The sequence below is a fragment of the Synergistetes bacterium HGW-Synergistetes-1 genome, assembly GCA_002839185.1.
GTDB lineage: Bacteria > Synergistota > Synergistia > Synergistales > Synergistaceae > Caenicola.
Genome location: PGXO01000005.1, coordinates 236,129 through 256,073 on the forward strand (window position 1 = coordinate 236,129; position 19,945 = coordinate 256,073).

General features: G+C 46.5%; 19 protein-coding genes. 11 read left to right on the forward strand and 8 right to left on the reverse strand.

Annotated elements, in window-relative coordinates:
- The first annotated feature begins 78 nt into the window (after positions 1–78).
- Positions 79–1,251, forward strand: coding sequence for an NADH-dependent flavin oxidoreductase (locus tag CVV54_06350; GenBank protein PKL04490.1), 1,173 nt, complete (start codon positions 79–81; stop codon positions 1,249–1,251).
- Between the two features lie 236 nt (positions 1,252–1,487).
- Complete coding sequence (locus CVV54_06355; GenBank protein PKL04491.1) at positions 1,488–2,354, forward strand: MurR/RpiR family transcriptional regulator; 867 nt, start codon at positions 1,488–1,490, stop codon at positions 2,352–2,354.
- Positions 2,355–2,414: 60 nt separating this feature from the next.
- Here the strand turns inward: CVV54_06355 and CVV54_06360 are convergent, their stop codons facing one another.
- From CVV54_06360 to CVV54_06370, 3 genes are all read right to left on the reverse strand, one after another.
- On the reverse strand, positions 2,415–2,678 hold the full coding sequence (locus tag CVV54_06360) for a hypothetical protein (GenBank protein ID PKL04492.1): 264 nt from the start codon (positions 2,676–2,678) through the stop codon (positions 2,415–2,417).
- Entirely contained in the window at positions 2,679–3,674 is a 996-nt protein-coding gene (locus CVV54_06365) for a membrane dipeptidase (protein ID PKL04493.1), read from the reverse strand.
- A gap of 78 nt (positions 3,675–3,752) precedes the next feature.
- Positions 3,753–4,598 carry a thiamine biosynthesis protein ThiF gene (locus CVV54_06370; GenBank protein PKL04494.1) on the reverse strand — a complete coding sequence of 282 codons (846 nt, stop codon included), beginning with the start codon at positions 4,596–4,598 and terminating at the stop codon, positions 3,753–3,755.
- 119 nt (positions 4,599–4,717) lie between these two features.
- Between CVV54_06370 and CVV54_06375 the strand changes: the two genes are divergently transcribed.
- From CVV54_06375 to CVV54_06390, 4 genes are all read left to right on the forward strand, one after another.
- A complete protein-coding gene (locus tag CVV54_06375) occupies positions 4,718–5,818 on the forward strand; it encodes a tRNA 2-thiouridine(34) synthase MnmA (protein PKL04495.1) in 1,101 nt (366 codons plus the stop codon).
- A 217-nt stretch (positions 5,819–6,035) separates the two neighbouring features.
- Positions 6,036–7,706 (forward strand): hypothetical protein, encoded by a 1,671-nt coding sequence (locus CVV54_06380; GenBank protein PKL04496.1) that lies wholly within the window; start codon positions 6,036–6,038, stop codon positions 7,704–7,706.
- Position 7,707: 1 nt separating this feature from the next.
- A complete protein-coding gene (gene yedF / locus CVV54_06385) occupies positions 7,708–8,286 on the forward strand; it encodes a sulfurtransferase-like selenium metabolism protein YedF (GenBank protein ID PKL04497.1) in 579 nt (192 codons plus the stop codon).
- A gap of 2 nt (positions 8,287–8,288) precedes the next feature.
- Positions 8,289–9,449, forward strand: a complete 1,161-nt coding sequence (locus CVV54_06390; GenBank protein PKL04498.1) for an aminotransferase class V — start codon at positions 8,289–8,291, stop codon at positions 9,447–9,449.
- A 25-nt stretch (positions 9,450–9,474) separates the two neighbouring features.
- Here the strand turns inward: CVV54_06390 and CVV54_06395 are convergent, their stop codons facing one another.
- Together CVV54_06395 and CVV54_06400 are read right to left on the reverse strand one after the other, a co-directional pair.
- Positions 9,475–9,759 (reverse strand): hypothetical protein, encoded by a 285-nt coding sequence (locus tag CVV54_06395; GenBank protein PKL04499.1) that lies wholly within the window; start codon positions 9,757–9,759, stop codon positions 9,475–9,477.
- On the reverse strand, positions 9,749–9,985 hold the full coding sequence (locus tag CVV54_06400; protein PKL04500.1) for a hypothetical protein: 237 nt from the start codon (positions 9,983–9,985) through the stop codon (positions 9,749–9,751). Before CVV54_06400 ends, CVV54_06395 begins: the two co-directional genes overlap by 11 nt.
- A 111-nt stretch (positions 9,986–10,096) precedes the next feature.
- Between CVV54_06400 and CVV54_06405 the strand changes: the two genes are divergently transcribed.
- Together CVV54_06405 and CVV54_06410 are read left to right on the forward strand one after the other, a co-directional pair.
- On the forward strand, positions 10,097–10,642 hold the full coding sequence (locus tag CVV54_06405) for a hypothetical protein (protein PKL04560.1): 546 nt from the start codon (positions 10,097–10,099) through the stop codon (positions 10,640–10,642).
- Positions 10,643–10,675: 33 nt separating this feature from the next.
- Entirely contained in the window at positions 10,676–12,589 is a 1,914-nt protein-coding gene (locus CVV54_06410; protein PKL04501.1) for a hypothetical protein, read from the forward strand.
- A 136-nt stretch (positions 12,590–12,725) separates the two neighbouring features.
- Here CVV54_06410 and CVV54_06415 read toward each other — a convergent pair whose 3' ends face one another.
- Positions 12,726–14,171 carry a glycoside hydrolase gene (locus tag CVV54_06415; protein ID PKL04502.1) on the reverse strand — a complete coding sequence of 482 codons (1,446 nt, stop codon included), beginning with the start codon at positions 14,169–14,171 and terminating at the stop codon, positions 12,726–12,728.
- A 133-nt stretch (positions 14,172–14,304) separates the two neighbouring features.
- On the opposite strand from CVV54_06415, the gene CVV54_06420 reads away from it, so the two are divergent.
- Together CVV54_06420 and CVV54_06425 are read left to right on the forward strand one after the other, a co-directional pair.
- Positions 14,305–14,835, forward strand: a complete 531-nt coding sequence (locus CVV54_06420) for a hypothetical protein (GenBank protein PKL04503.1) — start codon at positions 14,305–14,307, stop codon at positions 14,833–14,835.
- A 33-nt stretch (positions 14,836–14,868) separates the two neighbouring features.
- Positions 14,869–15,783: a hypothetical protein gene (locus CVV54_06425; protein PKL04504.1), complete on the forward strand. Its 915-nt coding sequence runs from the start codon at positions 14,869–14,871 to the stop codon at positions 15,781–15,783.
- A gap of 50 nt (positions 15,784–15,833) precedes the next feature.
- On the opposite strand, the gene CVV54_06430 is transcribed toward CVV54_06425, so the two are convergent.
- Positions 15,834–17,576, reverse strand: a complete 1,743-nt coding sequence (locus CVV54_06430) for a pyruvate, phosphate dikinase (protein ID PKL04505.1) — start codon at positions 17,574–17,576, stop codon at positions 15,834–15,836.
- Entirely contained in the window at positions 17,573–19,309 is a 1,737-nt protein-coding gene (locus CVV54_06435) for a pyruvate, phosphate dikinase (protein PKL04506.1), read from the reverse strand. Before CVV54_06435 ends, CVV54_06430 begins: the two co-directional genes overlap by 4 nt.
- A gap of 129 nt (positions 19,310–19,438) precedes the next feature.
- Between CVV54_06435 and CVV54_06440 the strand changes: the two genes are divergently transcribed.
- Entirely contained in the window at positions 19,439–19,882 is a 444-nt protein-coding gene (locus CVV54_06440) for a hypothetical protein (GenBank protein PKL04507.1), read from the forward strand.
- Positions 19,883–19,945 lie beyond the last annotated feature (63 nt).

Here is a 19,945-nt window from a genome sequence, read left to right on the forward strand (position 1 = left end):
CAAAACAATAAAGATTTTAGATTGCAGAAATTGCGCTGTCTTCTGCGTAATATTTGTTATAGATTATTCACAGTTTTTATGAAAGGACAGTTGCACATGGATAAAGCCGAAAAAATTAATTCACTGTTCTATGGATTCGAACGATCATCCTTTAAAGCAAGCAACAGATTCGTCCGTTCTGCCACGCACCTTGGCGGAGCTGATGAGGCTACAGGCGAAATTTCCATTGCCGAGATAAAAAGGCACTCAGAGATCGCAGCAGGCGGTACAGGCACACTGATTACCGGTCTGGCTTTCATAAGCCATGAAGGGAAATCTTTTAAAAGAGAGTGGGGACTTCATACCGACGAGAGGATAAATGACGTTGGCAAGCTATCCGAAGAAGTCCATAAATTTGGTTCCAACCTTATAGTTCAGATATGCCACGGCGGCGGACAGCGCGAAGCTTCCGTTGCTGAAGGAACAGTATCTTTTTCGCCCTCTGGCGGGATCCATCCGATGTGTGATTTTGAAACAACCCCCCTTTCAAAGGATGGCATCAGAAAGGTAGCAGAAGATTTCGCCGCAGCTGCGCTCAGAGCAAAGAAGGGCGGAGCTGACGGAGTAGAGATACATGCAGGACATGGATTCCTTCTGACGCAGTTCCTCTCACCTTCGATAAACAAAAGAGATGACGAATACGGCGGATCACTGGAAAACAGATCTAGGATATTTTATGAAATACTGGAAGATGTAAGGCGCTCTGTCGGAGAGGGTTTCAACATTTGGTTCAAGATAAGCATTGCGGAAGGCACTGAAAATGGTTACGGCCCCGAGGACGGTACAGCGCTTTCCATAGGCCTTTTGAAAAGAGGGGCAGACGGCATAGATGTTTCTTCCGGCACGAGCTATGCCGGAGCAATGAACTCTCCCAGCACTCTGGGGGTATCAGCCGGCGAATCTGAGGCTCCATTTGCGGAATATGCCAGGGAGTTAAAAATACATGCATCCGACAGACAGATAATAATTCTCACAGGAGGACTCAGAAGCCTTCCAGTGATGGCTGAACTGATACATAACAAAACTTGTGATCTTCTTGCTTTGAGTCGTCCTTTCATCGCGGAACCGGATCTGATAAACAGGTGGCGTGAAGAAGATGCCAGGCCGACTGCGTGCATTTCATGCAACGCCTGCTTCAAAACCTCGAAGTATGGACTTATAGAGTGCCCCATACTAAGGGACAGAAATGAAGGAAACTGGGATCCTCTTTAAATCTTCATCCATCAAGGGATCATAAACTTTGAAAAGGTATGAACAGGGGCAAAGACATATTTCGAACTGACCGACTGTTGATTTCCATTTGATATAAATATTTTTACGTATTTTCACTGAACTAACCGGACCAAAAGTTGACTAATGTTGACAAGCTTATCCGGTGAGACTAAACTTGTAATAAAGTTCAGAAATGAAATCAGCAGTTGACCAATAACAATAAGGAGTGTTACCAAATGGACAGCACACAGCTTCAGAACCTGCTTATGGAAAGGGCTCATACGATGCCCAACAAAGCAAGGCGTGTAGCAGAATATCTTCTCGCAAACATGCGTGAAGCCTCTTTTCGTTCTATAGGAGATATTGCAGAAGAGCTTAAAGTATCAAAAGCACAGCTGGTAAGAGTAGCACAAATGCTTGGTTTCTCCGGTTACGCAGAGCTAAAGAGCTGTCTTCAGAAAGCCATTCTGGAACAGATCAACCCTGCTGCCCTTCTTGCCAGAGCGGTAAGCAGCGGGGACAGTTTTCCGGATAGTCTTTACAAAGCAGAGCATGCCAACCTTGATGACACGATGGCACAGCTGTCACCGGAGGACACGGATAAATTCTGTGAACTTGTCCGATCTGCAAACACTATTTACTGTGTTGGGTGGGGCATTTCATCCCTTGTCGTTGAACTCCTCCAGATGCGGCTCTCAGTAATGGGAAGAAAAGCTGTATTCGTACACAGAGGCAGTCTCTCGATGTGGGAACAGGCCAGGTGCATCGGGGAGGACGATCTGGTAGTGGTCTGCGAGCTGCCAAGCTATGCTGTGGAAGTTACCGAAGCTGTTGAGATAGCTCATAAAAATGGTGCAAAGGTAGTTACAATAACTGACAGTGCTGCTGCTCCTGTGTGCAGGACTGCAGAACTTTCATTTTTTGTCTCTGCAAACAGTCCGACTTTCGGAAGCAGCATAATAGGTCCGCTATTCCTGACGCATGTTCTTGCTTCTGCACTTGCTATAACGCTTGAGGCAGATGCGAAAAAACATCTTGAAGAACAGGCTGAGTTCCTCCATGACGAGAGGATCTTCCATCCCATATTCGGCCTCAGATACTAATCTCGATATTAAATTTTTGAACATATAAAAGAGAGCCGCCTTTATTCAGGCGGCTCTCTTTTATATTCTGCACTTCACTATTATTACTTCGCCCACATCAGCTGCTTCAAGATCGTCAGCTTTCGGCGGCCCAGGGATAGGCCACTCAGCTTCAATGCAGCACTTCAGGTACTCTTTTAAAACTTCAGGAGCCCTTTTTATCACATCTTCCCTGTCCTCTCCCTCTACCCAGCAGCCAGACAGTCCAACAAAGTTTGCTGCCCAGAGCCTTCCTTCGTCGTAGCCGAAGGCCAGAACAGCAGGATAAACGTACTCTTTCTCCATTTATCCCAGCACCCTTTCAATGACTCGCATAAAGTTGCCCCCTGTAAAAGCGCAGTAATCTCCAGGACTCAATTTTTTCTTCATAGGTACGATAAATCGTCTCGCTGCGTCCAGATGGTCAGTAAAGAGATCCTTTTGCCGGCTGTCGTCATTCCCCATGCTAAGCGATGCTATACAGTCACACAGATCCAGACCCAATCCCACATTATCTATCCCCGCTACTTGGGTTATATGCTGAAGATGTTCAAAAAACTTATCTGTATTTCGATCAGCTTCGTTGTCCGATACGAATGGTGAATATGCATTAAGTCCGACAACTCCCCCTGATTCTGCTATCATCTTTATCTGGTCATCTTTGAGGTTTCTCGCTGATCCGCACAGCGCCCTGCAGTTTGAGTGCGAAGCTATAAATGGAGCCTTAATCAACTCTGCGACCTCATAAAAGCCAGGATCGTTCAGATGGCTCACGTCGATGACCATGCCCATCTTCTGAGCTTCCATGACCAGTTCCCTTCCAAATTTAGTAAGGCCTCCAGGATGTCTGGGCGCATCTGCAGGGTCGAAGCTGCTGCCGTCACCGGCATAGTTCCTCCTTGACCAAGTAAGTCCGACAAGCCTTACGCCCAGATCATAAAAAGTTCTAAGGAGAAAGATGTCGTTACCCAGAGGTTCAGCTCCTTCAAGAGAGAGAAATAATCCAATTTTGCCCTTTTCTGAAGCAGCTTTCGCTTCAGACGAATTTCTGCAGAGGGAAAAGAGCTCTCGCGATTCTTCCAGTTCTTCCTTCAACGCTGATATTTGATCCAATGCGTTTCGAAGGGCACCCTCGGGCAGAAAAATATCGGAAATATAAAGGGAACATATGATCGTACTTATTCCTGCTTCTTTTAAATTTTGGAAATGTCTTCTTTCAAGGACCTTCCGTTCCCCTTTTTTCCTGTAGCTGAGGACATCAAGGAGCACGTCAAAATGTGCATCAAGTAGCATGTTATACATATCCCTCACCCCATATCATGACGTTGAACATATCATTTATTGATAAAACAGATCCAGCATCCTTTAACTGACGTTGACTCAATCCTCCTCCGACTGACAGATCCTGATCCTCTGTGATCCAAGGTCAGTCATGTCAAACCATAAAAGTTCACCTTTTAAACCTTTTCCCGTAGCTGCCAGTATCTTGATAGCCTCAGAGACCTCCAGGGAAGCGATAAATGCAGGAGTAAAAGGTGGATTTCCCGTCTCTGTCTCGACCCCTTTGTCAGGAACGTCGTCATTTTCCCACAATGGTCTGTCTCCCGGATAAAAGACACCGATCTGCCCGAACATACCTCCAATGGCTCCGTGGACAAAAGGTATCCCCAGCTCACGGCAAACTATTGAGGCATTTCTGCGGCTCCTGTTATTGTCAAGTGCGTCTATTACTACTGAAGAACCCTCAAGGAGCTCTCTTCCGTTTTTTTCATCCAGGAACGTAACCCATGCAAAGGTATCCACGACACTGTTGACAGATGCTACCCTGTCGGCCGCAGCCAGTGCTTTGGACTTTCCAATGTTTCCCTCTGTAGAGAAAAGCTGACGGTTCAGGTTGTTGTCATCGAAGACATCAGGATCGATCATCACTATCTCTCCGACCCCAGCTCTCGCCAACATTTCTATGATCCAGCCTCCAAGACCGCCGCAACCGATTACCGCAGCTCTGGAACCAAGCAGTTTTATCTGACCCTGGATCCCGATAGTACCGATATTTCTCTGATACCTTGAAGGGCAGATACCGTTTTTTAACGCTGTGATCTCTACATCACGGGGCTTCAGTCCAAGTTCTGAAGCGAACCTTCGGCAAGTTAGGAAAGGGATCACTTTTATCCCTCCTCTGTCCTTCGAATTGATCTGCAAATTTTCGACCAGGTCTGCAGGCAAACTTGACACCTCCCTATAAAATCTTATCGGTTGTATTTTTATAGTATACCCGAAAAAAATGATCGGTTTTCTTGATGATCATATTATGGGGCACTCTCATTTTGATGTAAAATATTAGAATGAAATATATTGTAAAAACAACATCGTTGCTCAATAGTTCCAAATGGAAAAACTCCCACTCAAAAAAAGCACTGGTACTTATGAGCGGAGGGGTCGATTCAAGCGCTGCCGCTCTTTTGCTCATGAAGGAAAATTATTCCCTTGCCGGTATGACGATGGAGATAACTGAGAGCGAAGAAGCTCTTGCAACTGAATCTGCGGCCTCTGTGTGCAAAGAATTGTCCATTCCACACTTTTCAGTGAACATAAGTGAAGATTTCAAAAAAAATGTAATACTTCCTTTCTGCAGCTCATATAGCCAGGGACTGACACCCAACCCCTGCGCTGACTGTAATGAAAGGATAAAATTCGGCGTGCTCTGGGAGGCCGCAGAAGAGCTCTTTGGAAATGATTTTTCAGTTGCTACCGGCCATTACGCCAGGATCATCAAAAAAGATGACAGACACTACCTGGCGGCAGGAGCAAATAAAGCAAAAGACCAGTCATATTTTTTAAGCGGGATCCCAGCGAAAAAGATGCAGAGGATACTTTTCCCGCTGGGGGACTTTAAGTCAAAAGAGGAGACCAGGGAGTTGGTAAGGACTTCAGGTCTGGCAGTATCCGAGCGCCCTGAAAGCATGGAAATATGCTTTGCAAATGAGGATGGATACCGGGCCATTATATGCCGCGATCAGCAGCCAGGACCAATAACAGACACTTCAGGAAAAGTTTTGGGAGAACATAAAGGGATAGGAGGATACACTCTGGGGCAAAGGAAGGGGCTGGGCATCGCATCAAAGCATCCTCTTTTCGTTATATCGATAGTTCCGGAGACAAATACTGTTGTAGTAGCTTCAAGGGCAGAGGCTTTCCGATCAGAGGTCACAGCAGGGTCAGTCAACATACTGGCACCTGATTATCTGAGAGAAGGCCTTCCTTTACTTGGTAAGATACGATCCCAGGGAGACCCTATGCCGTGCCGCGTCCTCTCCGTAGATCATGCCTGCCTGACAGTTCGGTTTTCAGAGCCAATTTTTGCTCCGGCACCCGGTCAAAGGCTCGTCATCTATACTGATGAGGGATATGTTGCTGCCGGAGGAGTGATAAAAATCTCCCCGTGATCAATGAGAACGCACAGATGTTTCAATCATCCAGACCGAATAAAACACAATACGCAAACACGTTCCATCAACAATGAAATTTTTCCCATAATAAATTTGCACAGATATTTCTATTCCAATGTTTATTTTCGTCTATCTATTATTCAAAACCTGATTTATCATAGTAGCGTCATCTGTTACAATATCAACAATTCAAGTCACCTATGGGGGGTTGCTCATGACACTGCGCAGAAAGACTCAGATCGCATTAGGGATCACATTGCTCCTCATACTTCTTATGCTAGACCTTACTTTTACTAATTTCCTAAGACGATCTGCCGAACAGACAGACAGGGAAAGGATCACACTAAACCTATCAAGGGCTGTAGTATCGATCAACGCTGAGGCAAAGACCCTATCCGCCATAGCCGCAAATTGGGCGCATTCTGATGCGACCTGGGACTACATGAACGGACGCAACGCCAATTACGCCGCTGAGACCCTCAACAGAGATGCTCTGACTGAGATCGGGATATCTTCAATGATATTCATTGACAGCGGGAACATGGTGCGCCTCTTCAAGGACTTCAGCTCAGATGATGAACCATCCTCCCCTGAGAGTGAATTCGTTGCAATATTCGACGACCCCAGGAACCAGTATCTTTTGGACTATACGGGACCTACAGGTACAAGCGGGATAGTTCTAAAGGAAAACCAGCCGGTACTTTTCACAGTAAAACCGATCCTTACATCCGACATTCAGGGACCTCCTGCAGGCAACCTTATAGTCACTCGGACCATCAGCCCAAAACTTATAGCAAATATTTCGAGGAACCTCCACTTTAATTTTGCCATAGAACCAACGACAGAAAACGAAAAGCAGAATTCTGATAAACTTCCGCTGGTCCTGATCGAGGATGCTGAGAAGAACGCGACAACGATATCCGCAAGGATGCTCGTAAAAGATCACAGCGGCACCCCCTCCTTCTGGGTCAGGGGAATAGACAAAAAGGAAGACATTGCAGCTGCTGAAAAAAAGATCCAATTTCTTTTTCTGATATTTGGAGTCATTGCTGTATTGCTTTCCTTCCTTTATGACTTTTTCTTCAAACATGCGTTTTCAAACAGAATGAAGAGACTCCAAAGAGAGGTCGAAGCGATAAGAGACGAAAAGGGACATAAAGGCATAGTTACAGTTGATTCTAAAAAAGACGAGATCAACAGCCTGCAGAGAACTTTGAGCGATGTCATGGCTTACCACGATTTCAAGCAGGAACATAAAAGTAAGATGGACAGCATCAGCCTGATGGTTTACGAACGTTTCGCTCAGGCAGGAAACCGCCTTTGCTACAAGACTCTTGAGGACATCGCGACTGCCTTCTCCCCCGGCGATGAAAAATTCAGGAACTCGCTCCCCCGTTCAGCAAAAATGACAGTAACGTTCTGCGATAAGCTTAAGCTGCCGGATGAAGAAAAATTCTATGCGTATCTTGGAGCCCTTTTCAGCAGAATAGGACTTCTTGGCATACCCTTTTCGGTACGCAACAAAACTACCGAACTCTCTCCCGTCGAACTGAGGGAGTATCACAAGTACCCTATATTATCCAAGGATTTCCTTGAGTCAGTGGAGTTGCTCCGCCCTGCTACGCAAATCCCGCACTGCTGGAACGAAAAATGGGATGGCACAGGATTCCCAAAGGGGCTAAGCGGAAGCGCAATTCCTTTGACAGCACGCATCTTTGCTATCGTTGACACATGGAATGAGATGACCAGGCCATGGCTTGGAAGAAAGCTTCCGACTCAGGAAGAGGTAGAACTGAAACTCCGTGAAATGGCGGGAACAAAATTCGACCCCTATCTCACAGAACAGTTTATACAATTACTGCATGATGAGAGGAAAACTATCTGAAATGAATATCGTTGACGCAAGAGGGCAGGATTGTCCCAAACCTGTAATATTAACAAAAGAGACTGTTGAAAAGGGATGCAGGTCTTTTGTCGTTTGGGTCGACAACGAAGTCGCAGCATCAAATGTTCAAAGATTTCTTGAAAGCAAAGGATTCATGGTTAAAAAAGAGTACGGCGAAGAATCCATCGTACTTGAAGCTAAAATTGAGTCCAAAGAGGGCGAATCAACTCCTCAAAAAAAAGGGTCAATAGGCATTATGTTCACTTCTGACAAAATTGGGGCCGAATCGGGAGGACTCGGAGACGTCCTTATGAAATCCTGTCTCGGCACCTTGGTGCAGAGTGAAAAAGCCCCCTCTGTCATTGCTTTGATGAACAGCGCCGTGAAGATGGCTTTAAGCGGATCCTCCTGCCACGACTATCTTTGCGAACTAAGGGACCGTGGGACCCTTATTCTGGTCTGCGGGACATGCACGAAACACTTTGGGATCACTGAGGCTGTTTCGGTGGGGGTGATCTCAAACATGTTTGAGATCACAGAGGCAGTTTTCGGTACATCAAAACCTGTAGTGATAGGCTGATCATGTCAATATATCTTAATAATGCCGCAACCACCTGGCCAAAGCCCCCGTGTGTACCTGATGCTATTTATGACTTCATAGCAAACAGGGGAGCAAATGTAGCCAGGGGTTCGGCTTCCATGAGGGACATCCAGAGCCTTGACAATGTCTTTACATGCAGGCAGAAACTGGCGGAACTGTTCGGCGGTTATCAGAAATGCGACCCGAGGTTCATAACCCTCACTTCCAACGTAACGGAATCAATAAATATGATCATCAAGGGCTTCCTTAAACCAGGTATGAGAGCTGTGACCTCCTCTATGGAACACAATTCCGTACTCAGGCCTCTGAGAAGAGCCGAAAATGAGGGTGTCGCACTTGATATCATACAGTGCAGCCTGAAAGGATATCTGGACCCGGCACTGCTGAAAAAAAACCTTTCCGGGGGCGCGGACATCGCGATAATAAACCACTGCAGCAATGTCAGCGGATCCCTCCAGAATATTCAGGACATTGCCGAAGTGTGCAGGGCATCAAATGTCCCGCTCGTGGTCGATTGTGCCCAGACAGCTGGGATAATTGGGATCAGCGCGCAGGCTCTCGGAGCCGCAGCTCTATGCTTCACAGGACATAAGGGACTCTTCGGCCCGCAAGGTACAGGAGGTATCGTCTGGGATCCGGAGTTCGCAAAGATATGTTCTCCCCTTTTTGAAGGAGGAACAGGAAGCATTTCTCATGAGGAGTTCCAGCCCTCACAGATGCCTGACAAGTTCGAGGCAGGGACACCAAACCTGCCTGGCATAGCCGGACTGCTTGCATCTTTAGAGTGGATAGAAAATGAAGGGATAGGCAAAATAAGGAAACATGAGGATCGTTTGGGCAAAATGCTTGAAGAGGGACTAATGAAAATAAACGGACTCAGAATAATCGGTCCCGGATCTGACGACCCAAGGCTTCCGGTTTATTCCGTAAACATAAGGGGAATGGACAACGCAAAACTTGCCCGTGACCTTTCCGACATCTACGGGATCGAGACACGACCGGGACTTCACTGCGCTCCTCTTGCACACAGAACGTTAGGGACGTTCCCTGAAGGAGCACTTAGGATATCCCCCGGCTATTTCAACACAGCAGACGACATCGATCTTGCTGTCAGTGCACTCACGGAGCTTGCAAAGAATTAAAGGTTCTCGCGGAATATTTTTTAGATCAGCCTGATATGAATCCTTTTTCAATGAGTATCTGACGGGACTCTGCATCGGCGGGACGGAAACCTTTACTCAGGAGATCCCTTATATATGTCCCGTTATACGTAAAGCAGAAAATCATATTTGCCAGCCATAAAGTGAGAACGCTTGCAACAAACATTATCACTGCCCACTTTGCATCGCCCCTGAATATCGGAACACAAAAACCAAAAAAGAAGACTGTCCAGCTGAAACCGACCTTAGCTGTGCGAAGCTGGCCTGACTGGTCCTCAAGCCTAATTATCATTTTTGGGCCCTTCTATTCTCTCTTCTTGCTCCAGGGCCATTATTGCAGCCTTTGATGTACCCAGCCATGTAATGCCTATAAAGCAGGCCATCACCGGAAGTGAGACATATTTGAATTCAATGCCGCCCTTCATGTAGACGGCAAAAAATAGAATGAGCAGGACAACAGATGAAGCAAGGAATACTTTTGAGATCTTGTTGATCAATCTGGCTGCACGAAGTGTCATAATATCCACCCTTTGAGAAATATAAGGAACACTGATAAATAATACCACAGGGCTGCTATAAAAAAGGTATAATTTGCATGGATCAAAATAACAGGAGGGGGATTAACAATGATGATGTATTTACTGGCAGCAGCTGCAGTTATAGGTTTATGGCTAATGACCACGTACAACGGCCTCGTAAAGCTTCGCAACCTGATGCAGGAAGGGTGGAGCGGCATAGACGTACAGCTGAAAAGGCGTTCCGACCTGATACCCAATCTCGTTGAGACAGTCAAGGGTTATGCTTCTCACGAGAAGGAGACACTTCAGGGGGTAACTAACGCCCGTGCCGCTGTAATGCAGGCGGGAAACGATCCTGAAGCAAGGCTGCAGGCTGAAAACGCCCTGACTGGAACACTGAGGACTCTCTTTGCTGTAGCAGAAAACTATCCGGAGCTTAAGGCGAATACGAATTTTCTTGATCTTCAGCAACAGCTGGGAACGATCGAAAATGAGATACAGATGTCCAGACGTTACTACAACGGAACTGCAAGAAACCTTAATACTGCCATCCAGCGTTTTCCTGCTGTTTTGATTGCAAGACAGTTCGGTTTTAAAGAAGCTCCATTCTTTGAGGCGGAGGAAGAGGCGAGAGATAACCCGAAGGTTTCATTTTAAACAGCATTTTGTGATACTTAGGGGAGGGAAAATATGAGAAACGGGACAAACTATCTTTTAAAAATAACTGTACTGTTATGCGCAGCTGTTTTTGTTATATTATCAGGAGCTAAGTTGACTGAAGCAAGGGAAGCTTTCAACAGGTTCAACGCTGACATAATAATAAATGAGAACAGCTCGATCGAAGTGACGGAAGAAATCTTGGTCAACGTAGAGAATATCGAGATCAACAGAGGCATAATTCGATCGCTTCCTGTGGAATACAGGGACGAAAAAGGCAATTCAACAGAACTCGGATTAGAGATAAGAGATATAACGCTGGACGGACAGGATATCCCCTGGAGTTCAGTGAGGTCAGGCATAAATGTCGATGTAAAGATCGGTGACCCGGATAAGATCATATCCAGGGGACTCCATACCTTTCTGATAAGATACCGGGTCGAAAGGCACATAGGATTTTTTGAGGACCACGATGAACTTTACTGGAACGTAACAGGAAAAGATTTTTCTTTTCCTGTGCTTGAAGCATCATGCAGAGTCGCGCTTCCGGGAAAGAGTTTCGGAGAGGGATTCAACACGATAGAGTGGTATGTGGGCCAGTATGGGACAAAGGGAGATAACAGCAGAGCGCGCCAGGATTCAGGAAGAGTTTTCACAGTCGGGACACTTCAGCCGGGAGAGGTTTTTACTGTAGTCTACACCTGGCCAAAAGGACTGGTCACACCGCCGCCTCCTCCTGCGAGAGACAACGAAAAAGCTCAGGGAGGGATCGCGGCAGCAACTTTCGCGTTGATCTCCGGATGGTTCTGGTTCGCCTGGAAAAAGTGGGGCAAAGATCCGGATAAAAAGACAGTGATTCCGCTTTTCTACGCACCCGATGGTACATCACCTGCATTTCTGAGGTACGTAAGGGATATGCGGCTCGATCAGACAGGCTTTACTGCTGCAATAATCGGACTGGCTGTTAAGGGCGCCATTAAGATCCTGGAAGTTGAAGGAAAAGAAACCTTCTTTGGAAAGGGCAAGGAGCACTTTGTGCTATATGAAAAAGATACGGAACCGGAAAAACTTCAGCCAGAAGAAGAGGCCCTTATGATGCAGCTTTTTCCGGGAAGCATAGACAGCGTGGCTCTGGTACAAGATAACGGAGACATAATTTCAGGTGCGATGAGAAGCCTGGCAAGGAATCTCAGAAACGCAAACTCCGCCATCTTTACCAGAAACACTGATAAGATGATCCCAGGCCTTGCTTTGTATGGAATTGGAACAGCAGCAAGCTATCCATTCAGCGGGGAATATCCCTTAAACACTCTCATGGCCGGAGTTTGCGGACTGCTCATAATTGCACTGGGAATGAGGCTGAGCAAAGCTGCAAATACCGGAGGCCAGAACATAAGACAGTTCCTTGGAAGGGCTTTTCCTGCCCTTGCGGTGGGTCTAGTAGGAGCTATAGCACTCGGGGGAGAGGGGCTGTCTCCCTTTACATTTGTGTTTTTCGTCGCTTCAGCAGCCGTCATTGCTGTGATGCGGCCTCTTATGGTCTCAAGGACCGCAAAGGGCAGCAGTATTTTGAGCGACGCGGAGGGTCTTAAGCTCTATATGGACACAGCAGAAAAAGAGCGGCTTGAAATGTTCAACCCACCGGAAGAGACCCCTGAGCTCTTTGAAAAACTTCTTCCTTATGCGCTTGCACTTGATGTTGCAAAAACGTGGGGCAACAGGTTTGAGAGCGTTTTGACAAAAGCCGGTTATAAGCCCGAATGGTATTCGGGACCTTCACCATATTTGTTCCTGAATGGTTCAGGCCTGTATAATTTCTCATCAAGCCTTGGCAGCAGCCTGGGACAAAGCATGGCTCCGCAGTCTGCCCCCGGGACATCCTCAGGAATGGGAGGCGGCGGTTTTGCCGGAGGCGGAGGTGGAGGCGGCGGCGCAAAGGGCTGGTAATTTTAAGCTCTCAGTTCCCGACAGATCTCCCTGACAGCAGAATATTCATCAGTTTTTTGGTAAATTAAAGAGGTGCTTTTTGAAACACAATGTTTCAAAAAACACCTCTTTTCATTGACCTACCCTGATAAGTTTCTTACCTGTTCTTTACTACAGTCCTTATCATATCCCAGACATCGGGAGTCTCGTGTCCCTTCCTCCACCCCGCTACCCCGGCAAGACGGTACTTATCAAGGATCGAGAGCTTGGTTTTGATGGAATCCCTGTTTTCTACCCATACCTTATAGGTCTTTCCCTCTGAAAGATACGAATAGAAATACTGCCCCTTGTCACTTAGCCATACCGGAGAGAGCCCTCTCTGGGAAATAATTGAATCGGACTCGGCCATAGTTAGGGTAGAGCCTTTGACTTTCACCTTTCCCTGACCTGCCGGAGTCTCCTCCCACTTTCTCATGTAAAATGGAACGCCCAATATCAGCTTTGCAGGAGGCACACCCTCTTCTATTGTTTTCTGCACTGCACGTTCGACCCATGGCATCGAAGCAACAGAACCTGCCCTCGGGGAGGTTCTCCAATGTTCGTCATAGGCCATGAGCATTACGTAATCCACGTGCTTCGAAAGAGCTGCCCTGTCATGGCTTTTTGAAAGATTACTGTTTCCCGGCACATGAACATCTACTGAGCTGATAAGCCCCTGACCTTTCAGATAACCGCTGAGCAGCGAGATGAAACGTACATATTTGTCCCTGTCGGCAGCATCAACATTTTCAAAATCTACGTTTATTCCGTCAAAACCATACAGCTTCGAATAACAGAGAAGTCTTGCAATAAAGATATTTACAGCAGCTGTATCGTTGAAAAACCTGGAAGTGTTCTCTTTACTGAAACCGTTTGAGACAAGGGGCCATATCCGGTATCCCTTTTCGCGGGCGGCCTCAACATAGGCTGCTGAAGTCCTGTTTGCCATGTTTCCGCTGCCGTCGGTTAAGTTGAACCATGTCGGGGAGATAACATCGAGTCCGTCAATGCGGTCTTCCGCTCCAAGATCAGGATTGCCCCTTGTTATGTGGGCCCATGCAAGGGTGATCCGTTTATCTTTCAAAGACGCCTGATCAGACTTTTTCCTGTTCAAAGGAGTATTGACAGTGATCCTTTTGAGTTCAAGACCTGCGTTTGTCTCCTCTGCAGCGATCCCCGTGAGTTGTTCCAGTCCTGTTACGTTGAAATAAGAGATACCCTCGTTGTCCATCGAGGGGAAATAGAGGGTAATGGAGCTTCCTGCCAGCTTCTCAAGTTCCTTTATTCCAAAAACTATTGAAGGCTCTTTAACATCAATTAGAAAACCTTTTCCGTTCGGACCTCCTCTTAAGTTCAATCCTAGGGTGCTCAGGACATCAGCGGGAACCCAGATATCCTTACCGCGAACGATGGCGGTCCCCAGCAGATCCCTTGAGGATCCATCAGAGAAAATTACGTTAATGAACCTGTCACCGTCATCAGCACTTGCCATGGAACTAAAGATAAGAGTAAAAAACAGGAGAGAGAGAAAGATAACGCGATCCAAAAACTTGATATTGATCAATTCTTATAACCCCTTTCTAAACTTCTGGTATAATCTTAACCTCATTTGCTGATAAGAGATTCGGCAAAATTGCTATATAATGCAAAGATAAAATAATCTGGGACCGGAGTGCTTTGAACTGAGAAAATTATCATTGATCACCGCAATATTTCTGGTACTTTTTTTTACAAATGATGCCCCATGCTCTGAAGGCATGGGCATCAGCTCTGACTACTTTTTAAAGAGGATGGGGTATGCCTGCGTAAAAGTAAAAAATGGGATCTCGAGCGTCACTATAGCTTCTGATATCCAGGATGCTGGAAGATCCAAAAAGGTCCTTGACTGCGGCAGCAGGTTGATGCTCGTACTCACAGAATCAGATGATGAGAAAGAACTTTTGAATGTGGCCTTGATCTATCTTACAGACTCATACTCGGGCGAGGACAGATCCGCTTCTATATCAAGATCCTTCGAAAACAGCCGTTTTGAGAATATCTGCAGACAGCTTATATTTTCTTTGGGCAGCGACATCTCCGACTCAGAAGCTGAAAGCGCTTTAAAGTCTGTAGGGATACATGGCAACATGCTTGACGGGATCCAGAGGAGCAGTTCCGTAAAGGGTTACAGATGCATGCTGAAGCTTCAGCCGGGCGGTATGTTAATGATGGTAATATCAAAGATTTGATCTATCATAAAAAACAAAAAAGGAGAATAAATGATGAATATCGAACAACTTCTTGAAAGACTTGACACAGCAGAGACAGATGAAGAGATCTCTGAGATAGGCAGAAAGATCCTGGAAATCGATCCTGAAAGCCCCTACGGCAAGCTGGCTGTTTGGGAGACAATGGACTATGAGGGCTGCGTAGAAAACCTTGACATGCTTAGAGAGGCTCTTTCCGGAATAAGGATGATAATATCTGAAAAAGATGCACCTCCAAACATAGAAGAAGACCGCGACGCTCAGGCTTACTGCACGATAATGATGAACCTCGGCTATTCTTTGCTTGCTGAGCAGGAGACTGAAGAAGCTCTTGAAGTGGCAAAAGAATTTGCAAACTTTGATGACGAAGGCTTTTATCCCAGCCGGACCCTTCTTTATCGTTGCATGCTCGACCTTCAGATGTACAGGCAGATTTTCGATACGCTTGAGAGCGACCCGCTTGAATCTGTCGTGGGAGAACACGCCCGTGCGATAGCGTTGATAGAAACCGAGGCAGAACCCGGTGAGATCCGTGATGCTGTGAGCTACGCCATCTCTCTCGATCCAGAAGTCCCCTTCTTTGTTCTCAACATTTGGGAGTTCCCTGAGCCTGAGGACGACATAGATGAAGATATCGAAGATACAGTAAATTACGCGACTTATGTAGCTGAGCCATGGTGTTCTTCAGACAAAAGGCTGGCTGCCCTCAGTGCGCCGACCTTCCTTTTCGGATATCTGACAGACAGACTGAACGATGAAAAGGAGATCCAGGTCTTGAAGGAAGGATACGAAGGAGCCGGCGTGCTAAAAGAAGTTGAAGAGGCAAAGGCAAAGATCCGTGAAATGGAACAGCAGGCATGCGATCCAGAGGAGATCGACGCTGTAGCGCTTGGTGAAACAGGAGCAATAGTGGAAAAGCTTCTTGGCTGAGAGACCTTTTTAACAGGGCGGCCCCTGTGGGCCGCCCTGTTTTATTGTTTCTATGAAGTACAGCTGTTGTCAATTATCAGACCCTGATTAGTCTCACCCTCCATGTAAGCAGAGAAGCTGCCCCTGTATATCCTGATCGCAGGATGGGGCCCCTCTTCCCATTTTCTCTCACTGAACCAATCCTGGTCTATTAGGTTGTTCGACTCTCCCTCAAAAACAGGCATATAGAGCACATTGTCCACTGCAAGATCAGAGAAAAAATGTGTCCCGTAGGAGAGCTCCGGCATGAAACCAAGCCTTGGGATGCCAAGCTCAACGATGCAGCAGCAGTTTGTCAGTTCATCGTACTTCACTGGGACTCCCAGTTCCGGATTGCTGGAGCCTACCCGACCGGGCGAGACGAAGATGAACTTCTGCCCGTTCATTTGGCTGTTGATCTCTCCAATGCCTCGGGCCACCTTGAAGAAATCCGGGTTTGAATAATATATCCTGTGGTCTACATACACAAGGAAAGGAATGTTGTTTATAACTCCCGGTGTGACCATCCTGTCTGCCTTAAGAAGGATGCGCTTCCCCCCAAGGTCAGGCATATCTTCTTCTGTACATGTCTGGCACCAGCATGGACGGGACTGTATCAGGCAGAAGCTGTCGTCAAGAGGCTCATAAGCAAATTCAATATCGGCCGGCAGTCCCATTGAAGACTCAAGAAGCGGAAGAGTCTTCTTCATCCTTTCAAAGAAGTTTGGATATTTCTTGGGGAAATTATCAAATGTCAGACAGACCTTCGAACCGACATCGATCTTTTTCGTTGTCTTCATAAGGGAAGAGAGGCATCCTCCCTCTGAATCATAGCAATAGACCTGAGCATACGCATCAAAATCAGGGTGATGTTCTATCAGCTGTGGCCACTCTTTTTTAATGTCCAGAGTCGTCAGCTCATTCGGGTTTTCCCTGTCGATGACATGAAATCTTTCCTGCGAATGGATAGCAATTTTTTCCGGGTTCTGTCCGTCAGGCCTGAGATAAGCATTGGTAAGGGAGATCGTTCTTGCATAACCTCTCTTTGTGCTCATAGTCCCAAGCCCGAACACGATCCTAAGAACGCCGTCTTTTTGTTTTACTCTTTTGTTCCATCGTCGGAAATTCTGTGAATATCCCACTCCGGCTATAGTTGGGTAATAATATCTGCCATGCCATCTTCCTGACATCCTTATTACAATTATCCCCATATCGTCATCGCCAAGACAATGCTTTTCCCTGTAACTTACGGCCTGAGGGAAATAGATCCTTGCGTATATCTTTCTTATTTCCCGTTCTACGACACTTACCCTTTCTTCCAGTGAGGGCGAATCATTGCTCATGAAAGTAGTAAGATACTTCCCTGCGAATGAATGCTTTGCAGAATCTTCCAATCTGCTGCTGCTTCTTATTACCACCGGGTCATGCATTTCTGACAGGAAATTCCGCACTGCTTCGGCAACTATCTTTGGCAGCGGTGTCTTAAGGAAAACTTCTTCCAGCCTCTCAGGTTCATTTTGTGATATCAGGAGATCCAAAGATGGTACTGATTCAAGGAACTGGTGGAAAATATCGATCCCAAAGTAGATAGACTCAGGCACCTTGCTGTTACAAAGCTGCGGGTCTCCTGAATCACGCAGTTTTCTGAGCGCAAAAAGAAGAGATCTGCCTTTTCCTCCGATAGTCCCTTTGCCGAATATCATCGGCTCAAATTCCGGATCGTCGTGCGGGTCCCAAGAAAAGTATTCTTCCCTGATCCTTTCCAGATCGGTCACTTGCCTTTCACCTCCGTGTCGCCTTTGTCGATCACGATCCCAACTTCGCTGTCACCATCAAGCAGGACATCGAATGTACCCTCGTAGTGCCTTACGGCCGGATGATGGGTAGATATCCAACTTCTGCTGTCGAACCATTCCTGGTTGTATATATTTCCTTTCTCACCATCAAATACCGGAAGATAGAGGATGTTGTCCCCGTCAAGGTCAAGGAAAAAATGTGTCCCGTACGAAAGCTCCGGAGCCATCCCTTTGCTCGGGATGCCAAGTTCGACCAGACAGCCTGAATTTGATAGTTCACTGTACTGTACCGGTACTCCCAGAACAGGATTGGAACTCCCCCAGCGACCGGGACCTACGAGGAGATACCTCTCTCCGTCCAGTTTCTCGTTAATGTCACCTATCGCTCTTGCTACATCATAAAAATCAGGTTTTTTACCATATAATTCAGGGTCCACATATACTATATGCCTTATGTTTTCCAGCCTGCCGTTTGCCACCATACGGTTACCTCTCAGAACGATCTTTGCTGGGTCAACTTCCGGGATCTCGACCTTCCCCCTGTCATCGTAAACTGATAGAGGCCTTAGTTGGACAAGGGTAAACTCGTCTTCTGCGCTTTCGTAGGTAAACTCCATATCTGACGGCAGCTGCAGCTCTTTTTCAAAAAGCTTAAGCAGCCTCTTGATCCTTTCAAACAGTTGAGGGCATCTTTTAGGAAGCTCTGCAAAAGTAAAAACCGCCCTGGGCGCTACCATGTCATTTGTGTCGGCAAGAAGCCAGTGAAACATGTTGTCATCAAACCATTGAAGGTAAGACTGTGCCATCTTGTGTTTTTTTGAGATCATATTGATGTTATTTGCGGCATAGGCTGTCATAAAGGCGTTGTGCTCAATATCCACATAATCAAACTGTTCCTGCGCATGTGAGACGATCTCCGAAGGCCTGTTCCCTTCGGGCCTTAAGTTGGGGTTTGTAAGATAAAAAGTACGTGCGAAGCTCCTGTCGACTGTCCTTGTACCAAGACCGAAGCATATCCTTGCCACACCATCTTCCTTTTTGATTCTGGGCGATGGACGTCTGAAGACCTGAGAGAAAGCCGCTCCTGCAAGCTCAGGATAATATTTATTGTCTCTCATCCTTCCGGCGATCGGTTGGATAAGGACTCCCATACGCTCCCCTCCCCAGAGTATGTTGTGTTTTCTCTTATACTCCCTTGCTGCGGGGTTGTATGTTGAAGCGTATACCTCTTTGATCGCTGCTTCCAGGCCTTTTCTTCTCGAGACCCTGTCACCGCTGTTGGCAACAAATTTTGTGGCGTACTTGCCTGCGAAAGAAAGGTTGACATCATCTTCCAGTATCGATGATGAACGGACAGACATCGGGGTATCGATCACATCAAGGATACGTTCAAGATCTTCATCAATACTCGCAGGCAGTTCAGCCTCCTGGCAAATCCTGTGGAGCTTAGGAGCATCGCTGTGCTCCCTCAGATCCAGGAGCCTGTCCCATAATCTGTTCTCTTCCATAAATTCTTCAAAAACAGAAGTCGTTATAATGAAAGAACATCTGGGCAGAAAGACATCTTTGAGCATCCCGTTCGACTTCAGGACCTCATGAGCAAAGCTCAGACCTTTTGCCTTCCCCCCGACCTTTCCGCTACCTATCAGCCAGCCTCTTTCCCTGTAGTAAGGCTCCGGGTCAAAACTTTTATAATATTCTCCATATTCCATCCTTCCACCCCCGCTAAGCGACATAAAACAAACTTTTTCGAACATATTTCTTGTTTTGATCATCTCTACCTATTAAGATGATATACTGTTGAAGCTTCTTTTACAAGAATTTTAAATAGGAGGAAAACAATGAAAAGAGAGCTTCGTCGAGATACTTGGTCCTGCGGGGTATTTGCATTGTTCGCCCTGGACAGGTTTTCTAAAATATTTGCAAACAAGGGCGTTGGTTTTGAACTCGGGCCGCTCTCTTACTCTCTGACACAGACTACCCAAGTCTTGGCAAGCGAATCAGCACGCAGCAGGGCTTTTATAATAATACCCCCGGTCATACTGATTTTCTGGGTCTTTTATAAATGCGGCGGAATGAAGCCTAAATTTTGGACGATGCTCCTCCTCGCCGGATTAACAGCCCTGGCATACGACCTGATAATGGTAAGGGGATTTCAGTACCCTCTCTTCTTTACGACACAAAGCGGCGTGACAATATTCAGCCTGGCAACTCTTTATCTCCTGCTGGGAACAATAGCAGGAATATTTGATATGGCATTTGAAACTATCAGAGGTAAAGACTAGGTACAACATCAAAGAAGAACGGAGGCAGATGAGTACTGCGCTCCGTTCTCTCTTACGAAAAAA